This window comes from Streptomyces sp. MB09-01 (assembly GCF_033794505.1).
In the GTDB taxonomy this organism is placed as follows: domain Bacteria; phylum Actinomycetota; class Actinomycetes; order Streptomycetales; family Streptomycetaceae; genus Streptomyces.
Genome location: NZ_JARAYQ010000368.1, coordinates 1 through 6,238 on the forward strand (window position 1 = coordinate 1; position 6,238 = coordinate 6,238).

General features: G+C 72.7%; 4 protein-coding genes. All 4 read left to right on the forward strand.

What is annotated here, in order from left to right; genetic code table 11:
• Window positions 1-131 precede the first annotated feature (131 nt).
• The 4 genes from PV721_RS39950 (at window position 132) to PV721_RS39965 (ending at window position 6,200) form a co-directional block, all read left to right on the forward strand.
• Window positions 132-1,646, forward strand: a complete 1,515-nt coding sequence (locus tag PV721_RS39950; protein ID WP_319733262.1) for a 3' terminal RNA ribose 2'-O-methyltransferase Hen1 — start codon at window positions 132-134, stop codon at window positions 1,644-1,646.
• The gene (locus PV721_RS39955) at window positions 1,643-4,243 is read left to right on the forward strand and encodes a polynucleotide kinase-phosphatase (RefSeq protein WP_319733264.1); all 2,601 of its coding nucleotides are present in this window, start codon (window positions 1,643-1,645) and stop codon (window positions 4,241-4,243) included. The genes PV721_RS39950 and PV721_RS39955 overlap by 4 nt, the downstream gene beginning before the upstream one ends.
• A 177-nt stretch (window positions 4,244-4,420) precedes the next feature.
• Complete coding sequence (locus tag PV721_RS39960) at window positions 4,421-4,927, forward strand: hypothetical protein (RefSeq protein ID WP_319733266.1); 507 nt, start codon at window positions 4,421-4,423, stop codon at window positions 4,925-4,927.
• 46 nt (window positions 4,928-4,973) lie between these two features.
• Window positions 4,974-6,200, forward strand: coding sequence for an arginine deiminase (locus PV721_RS39965; protein ID WP_319733267.1), 1,227 nt, complete (start codon window positions 4,974-4,976; stop codon window positions 6,198-6,200).
• Window positions 6,201-6,238 lie beyond the last annotated feature (38 nt).

Here is a 6,238-nt window from a genome sequence, read left to right on the forward strand (position 1 = left end):
CCTCTCGTTTTCCGGGGGTCAGGCCGCCGCCGTCCACCCCCCGCACGACCGGGGCACCCCCGGCGGGGCGCCGGCCTGACCCCCGGAAAACGAGAGGCGCTCAGGCGCGGTGACCAGGAACAATCGGTCGTGTGTTCCTGACGATCTCCACCACCGGCTCCCCCGAACGACCCGCCACCGACCTGGGCTACCTGCTGCACAAGCATCCCGGGAAGACGCAGGCGTTCTCCACCTCCCACGGCACCGCCCACGTGTTCTACCCCGAGGCCACGGCCGAACGGTGCACGGCGGCCCTGCTGCTGGAGGTGGATCCCGTCGCACTCGTGCGGCGCGGTCAGGGCAAGGGCCGTGGCGGGGCGCCCGACGCCGCGCTCGCCCAGTACGTCAACGACCGCCCGTACGCCGCATCCTCGCTGCTCGCCGTCGCGCTCAGCGGGGTGTTCCGCACCGCGCTGAAGGGCCAGTGCGCCCTCCGCCCGGAGCTCCCGGAGCAGGCGCTGCCGCTGCGCATCGAGATCCCGGTGCTGCCCGCGCGCGGCGGGGCGGGGCTCGTGCACCGGCTGTTCGACCCGCTCGGCTGGGACCTCGTACGGGCCGAGGCCGTACCGCTCGACGAGCAGTTCCCCGAGTGGGGGGACTCGCGCTACGTACGGCTCGTCCTGGAGGGGGAGCTGCGTCTGGCGGACGCCCTGCGCCAGCTCTACGTGCTGCTGCCGGTCCTCGACGACGCCAAGCACTACTGGATCGCCCCCGACGAGGTCGACAAGCTGCTGCGCGCCGGAGACGGCTGGCTCGCCGCCCACCCCGAGAACGGGCTGATCAGCTCCCGCTACCTGGCCCGCCACAAGCGGCTGACCCAGGACGCCATCGAGCGCCTGGAGCTGGTCCGCCTCGCCGAGGCCGACGGCAGCGAGGTCGAGGAGCTCGACAACGCCGTGGACGAGACGCGCGACACCGAAGAGCGGCCGGTGCCGCTCGCCGTGCAGCGGCGCGAGGCGATCCTCGCCGCGCTGCGCGCCGCGGGTGCCCAGCGGGTGCTGGACCTCGGCTGCGGACAGGGCCAGCTGGTGCAGGCCCTGCTCAAGGACCCGGCGTACACCGAGATCATCGGCATGGACGTGTCCGTGCGGGCCCTCAACACGGCGGCCCGGCGGCTGCGCCTGGAGCGGCTGGGCGAGCGGCAGAGCTCGCGCGTCACGCTCCTGCAGGGCTCGCTCGCCTACACCGACAAGCGACTGGCCGGCTACGACGCGGCCGTGCTCAGCGAGGTCGTCGAGCACCTGGACCTGGAGCGGCTGCCCGCCCTGGAGTACGCGGTCTTCGGCTCGGCCCGCCCCCGCACGGTCCTCGTCACCACCCCGAACGTCGAGTACAACGTCCGCTGGGAGACCCTGCCCGCCGGGCACGTCCGGCACGGCGACCACCGCTTCGAGTGGACCCGCGAGGAGTTCCGCGCCTGGGCCGACGCCGTGGCGGCGCGCCACGGGTACGACGTCGCGTACGCCCCCGTCGGCGACGACGACCCCGAGGTCGGGCCGCCGACCCAGATGGCCGTCTTCACCCAGGTCGACACCACCACCGACACCACCACGACCACCGGCACGACCACTGCCACCGGCACCCCGAAGGAGGGCGAGGCAGCATGACCACCGAGACCCACCGCACCCGCGTGCTTCCCGTCACCGACCTGTCCCTCGTCGTCCTGATCGGGGCCACCGGATCGGGCAAGTCCACCTTCGCCCGCAAGCACTTCAAGCCGACCGAGGTCGTCTCCTCCGACTACTGCCGGGGCCTGGTCTGCGACGACGAGAACGACCAGAGCGCGAGCCGCGACGCCTTCGACGTCCTGCACTACATCGCGGGCAAGCGCCTCGCCGCCGGGCGCCTCACCGTCGTCGACGCCACCAGCGTCCAGGCCGACGCCCGCCGTCAGCTGGTCCAGCTCGCCCGCGAGCACGACGTCCTGCCCATCGCGATCGTCCTGGACATGCCCGAACAGGTCTGCGCCGCCCGCAACGCGGCCCGCCCCGACCGGGCCGGACTGCCCCGCGCCGTCATCCAGCGCCACCGCCGCGACCTGCGGCGCTCGCTGCGCGGCCTGGAGCGCGAGGGCTTCCGCAAGGTCCACGTCCTGCGCACGGTCGAGGAGGCCGAGACCGCCGAGGTGGTCCTGGAGAAGCGGTTCAACGACCTCACCCACCTCACCGGCCCCTTCGACATCGTCGGCGACATCCACGGCTGCGCCTCCGAGCTGGAGACCCTGCTCGCCAAGCTCGGCTACGAGGACGGAGTCCACCCGGAGGGCCGCACGGCCGTCTTCGTCGGCGACCTCGTCGACCGGGGCCCGGACAGCCCGGGCGTGCTGCGCCGCGTCATGGGCATGGTGAAGTCCGGCAACGCCCTGTGCGTGCCCGGCAACCACGAGAACAAGCTCGGCCGTTACCTCAAGGGTTCCAAGGTCCAGCGGACCCACGGCCTCGCCGAGACCATCGAGCAGCTGGAGAAGGAGCCGGAGGAGTTCGTCGAGGAGGTGCGGGAGTTCATCCGCGGTCTCGTCAGCCACTACGTCCTCGACGGCGGCAAGCTGGTGGTCTGCCACGCGGGTCTGCCCGAGAAGTACCACGGCCGCACCTCCGGCCGGGTCCGCTCGCACGCCCTGTACGGGGACACCACCGGCGAGACGGACGAGTTCGGCCTGCCCGTGCGCTACCCGTGGGCCGAGGACTACCGCGGCAAGGCCGTCGTGGTCTACGGCCACACCCCGGTCCCCCACACGGCCTGGATCAACAACACCATCTGCCTCGACACCGGAGCCGTCTTCGGCGGGAAGATGACCGCGCTGCGCTGGCCCGAGCGCGAACTGGTCGACGTACCGGCCGAGAAGGTCTGGTACGAGCCGGCGCGCCCGCTCGCCGCCGAGGCGCCGGGCGGCGCTGCACCGGACTCTTCACGGGGCGTCCGCCCGCTCGACCTCGCCGACGTCCACGGCCGCCGGATCGTGGAGACCCGGCACCTGGGCAACGTCAACGTGCGCGAGGAGAACGCGGCGGCGGCCCTCGAGGTCATGAGCCGCTTCGCGGTCGACCCGAGGCTGGTCCCCTACCTGCCGCCAACCATGGCGCCGACGGCCACGAGCCGTGAGGAGGGCTATCTGGAGCACCCCGCCGAGGCCTTCGCCCAGTACCGCAAGGACGGCATCGCCCAGGTCGTGTGCGAGGAGAAGCACATGGGCTCCCGCGCCACCGTCCTGGTCTGCAAGGACGCCGACGCGGCCCGCGAGCGCTTCGGCGCTGGGGGTACCTCCCTGGCCGAAGGCCGCGGGGGAGGCCCGACCGGCTCCGTCTACACCCGTACAGGGCGGCCCTTCTTCAAGGATCCGGAGGTCACCGAGGAGGTCCTCACCCGGCTCCGCTCGGCGATCACCGACGCCGGCCTCTGGGAGGAGCTCGGCACGGACTGGCTGCTGCTCGACGGAGAGCTGCTGCCCTGGTCCCTGAAGTCCGGCGGCCTGCTGCGCAACCAGTACGCCGCCGTGGGCGCGGCCTCGGGCGCCGTCTTCCCGAGCGCGATCGCCGCCCTGGAGGCGGCGGCCGCCCGGGGCGTCGAGACCGGCGAGCTGCTGGAGCGGCAGCGCGGCCGGGCCACCGACGCGGCCGCCTTCACCGACGCGTACCGGCGCTACTGCTGGACCACCGACGGACTGGACGGCGTACGGTTCGCCCCCTTCCAGCTGCTGGCGGCGGCCGGGCGGTCGCTGGCCGCCGTGCCCCACGACGAGCAGCTGTTCTGGCTGGACCGGCTCGTCGCCGCCGACGAGGCGGCCGGCACCGGGCTGCTGCGCCGCACCGGCCGGATCCTGGTGGACACCGCGGACGAGGACTCCGTACGGGCGGGCACCGACTGGTGGCTGGAGCTGACGGCCGCCGGCGGCGAGGGCATGGTCGTCAAGCCGCTCCAGGCCTACGCGCGGGACGGGAAGGGCCGCCTGGTCCAGCCCGGGGTGAAGGTGCGCGGACGCGAGTACCTGAGGATCATCTACGGGCCGGAGTACACCCGCCCCGACCACCTGGAGCGGCTGCGCGAGCGGTTCCTCGGGCACAAGCGCTCGCTCGCCCTGCGCGAGTACGCGCTCGGGCTGGAGGCGCTGGACCGGCTGGCGGCCGGGGAGCCGCTGTGGCGGGTCCACGAGGCCGTCTTCGCGGTGCTCGCCCTGGAGTCGGAGCCGGTCGACCCCCGGCTCTGACGGGACCGGGCCGGGCCGCGTCAGCACGATCCGTAAAGGGGTGGCCCCCGTACGGCCGCTCATTAGGTCGTATGGGGGAACTTCGGGGGTGAACTCCGGGAAAACCACCGGCGGGATCGTTCAACCAGGGCAGCGGAATGTCCGCGACCCTGGAAGGACGGAACGTCACTTATGAAGATGACCGCGCGCGGAAGCATTGCGGCCCTCATGACCTGTATGGCCGCGGCCGGCGCGGCCACCCCGGCCGCGGCGAACTCGGTGCCGGTCGGTGTCCCGCTGGACGCCGTGAAGACCACGCTGGGCGTGGACACCCCGCGCGTGGGCACGGGCGTGCCGGTGCCGGTCGTGGGAGCTCCCGATGCGCCCCGCTTCCACAAGGGGGACATGCTTCCGAGCCCAATGCTCCCGGTGGTCCCGATCGGCTCCGAGCTCGGCCGCACCCTCGTCACCGCCCCGGTGCCGAACCTGCTGGGCGAGCCGAAGACGGACGGCGAGGGTTCCGTGGAGGCTCCGCCCGCCGACCTGCTCGCCCGGACCCCCGGGCTGGTCGTCGGCGGTCTGCTGACGATGCCGGACGCCTCCAACTCCGGCATCCCGAACCTGGCCGAGCCCGAACTGGGCCTGACCGCACCGGAGCTGACCGGTGCTCCGTCGGCGCTTCTCGGCCTCGGCGCCCCCCGCTGAGCGGACGCCACGTCAAAAGTCCGCCCGGTCTGGGAACGTGTACGGCATGGGATTCCACGTCGACTCCGAGACCGGGCGGCTTCGCCGCGTCATCCTCCACCGGCCCGACCTGGAGCTGAAGCGGCTCACACCGAGCAACAAGGACGCGCTCCTCTTCGACGACGTGCTGTGGGTGCGCCGGGCCCGCCAGGAGCACGACGGCTTCGCGGACGTGCTGCGGGACCGGGGCGTGGAGGTCCACCTCTTCGGGGACCTGCTGTGCGAGGCCCTCGAGATCCCGGAGGCGAGACACCTCGTACTGGACCGGGTGTTCGACGAGAAGGAGTACGGGCCGCTCGCCACCGACCACCTGCGGTCGGTCTTCGACGGGCTGCCCTCGGCCGAGCTGGCGGAGGCGCTGGTCGGCGGGATGACCAAGCGGGAGTTCCTGGAGCGGCACGCCGAGCCGGTGTCCGTGCGGTTCCACGCCCTGGAGACCGACGGCTTCCTGCTGGGTCCGCTGCCCAACCACCTCTTCACCCGCGACACCTCCGCCTGGATCTACGACGGGGTGTCGATCAACGCGATGCGCTGGCCGGCCCGGCAGCGCGAGACCGTCCACTTCGAGGCGATCTACAAGCACCACCCGCTGTTCACCACCTCCGGCGCCTTCCACTACTGGTCGCAGGGGCAGGCGGACTACCCCTCGACCATCGAGGGCGGGGACGTGCTGGTCATCGGCAACGGCGCGGTGCTGATCGGGATGAGCGAGCGCACCACGCCGCAGGCGGTGGAGATGCTGGCGCGGGGTCTGTTCGCAGCCGGCTCGGCCACCACCATCGTGGCGCTGGACATGCCGAAGAGCCGGGCCTTCATGCACCTGGACACGGTGATGACGATGGTCGATGCAGATACGTTCACGCAGTACGCGGGGCTCGGCATGCTCCGCTCCTACACGATCGAGCCGGGGGCGGGGCCGCAGGAGCTGAAGGTGACCGACCACCCGGCGGAGCACATGCACCGGGCCATCGCGGCGGCGCTCGGTCTGGACTCGATCCGGGTGCTGACCGCGACGCAGGACGTGCACTCGGCGGAACGCGAGCAGTGGGACGACGGGTGCAACGTGCTGGCCGTGGAGCCGGGGGTGGTGGTCGCGTACGAGCGGAACGTGACGACCAACACACACCTGCGCAAGCAGGGCATCGAGGTGATCGAGATCCCGGGCAGCGAGCTGGGGCGGGGCCGGGGCGGCCCCCGCTGCATGAGCTGCCCGGTCGAGCGGGACGCGGTCTGAGGCCGCCCCCGGGCGGCCACCGGTCCAGGGGGGGGCAG

What these genes read in the sequence shown, in the direction of transcription:
- PV721_RS39955 (WP_319733264.1), top strand. Translation starts at nt 1,643, where the DNA reads ATGACCACCGAGACCCACCGCACCCGCGTGCTTCCCGTCACCGACCTG.
- PV721_RS39960 (WP_319733266.1), top strand. Translation starts at nt 4,421, where the DNA reads ATGACCGCGCGCGGAAGCATTGCGGCCCTCATGACCTGTATGGCCGCG.
- PV721_RS39965 (WP_319733267.1), top strand. Translation starts at nt 4,974, where the DNA reads ATGGGATTCCACGTCGACTCCGAGACCGGGCGGCTTCGCCGCGTCATC.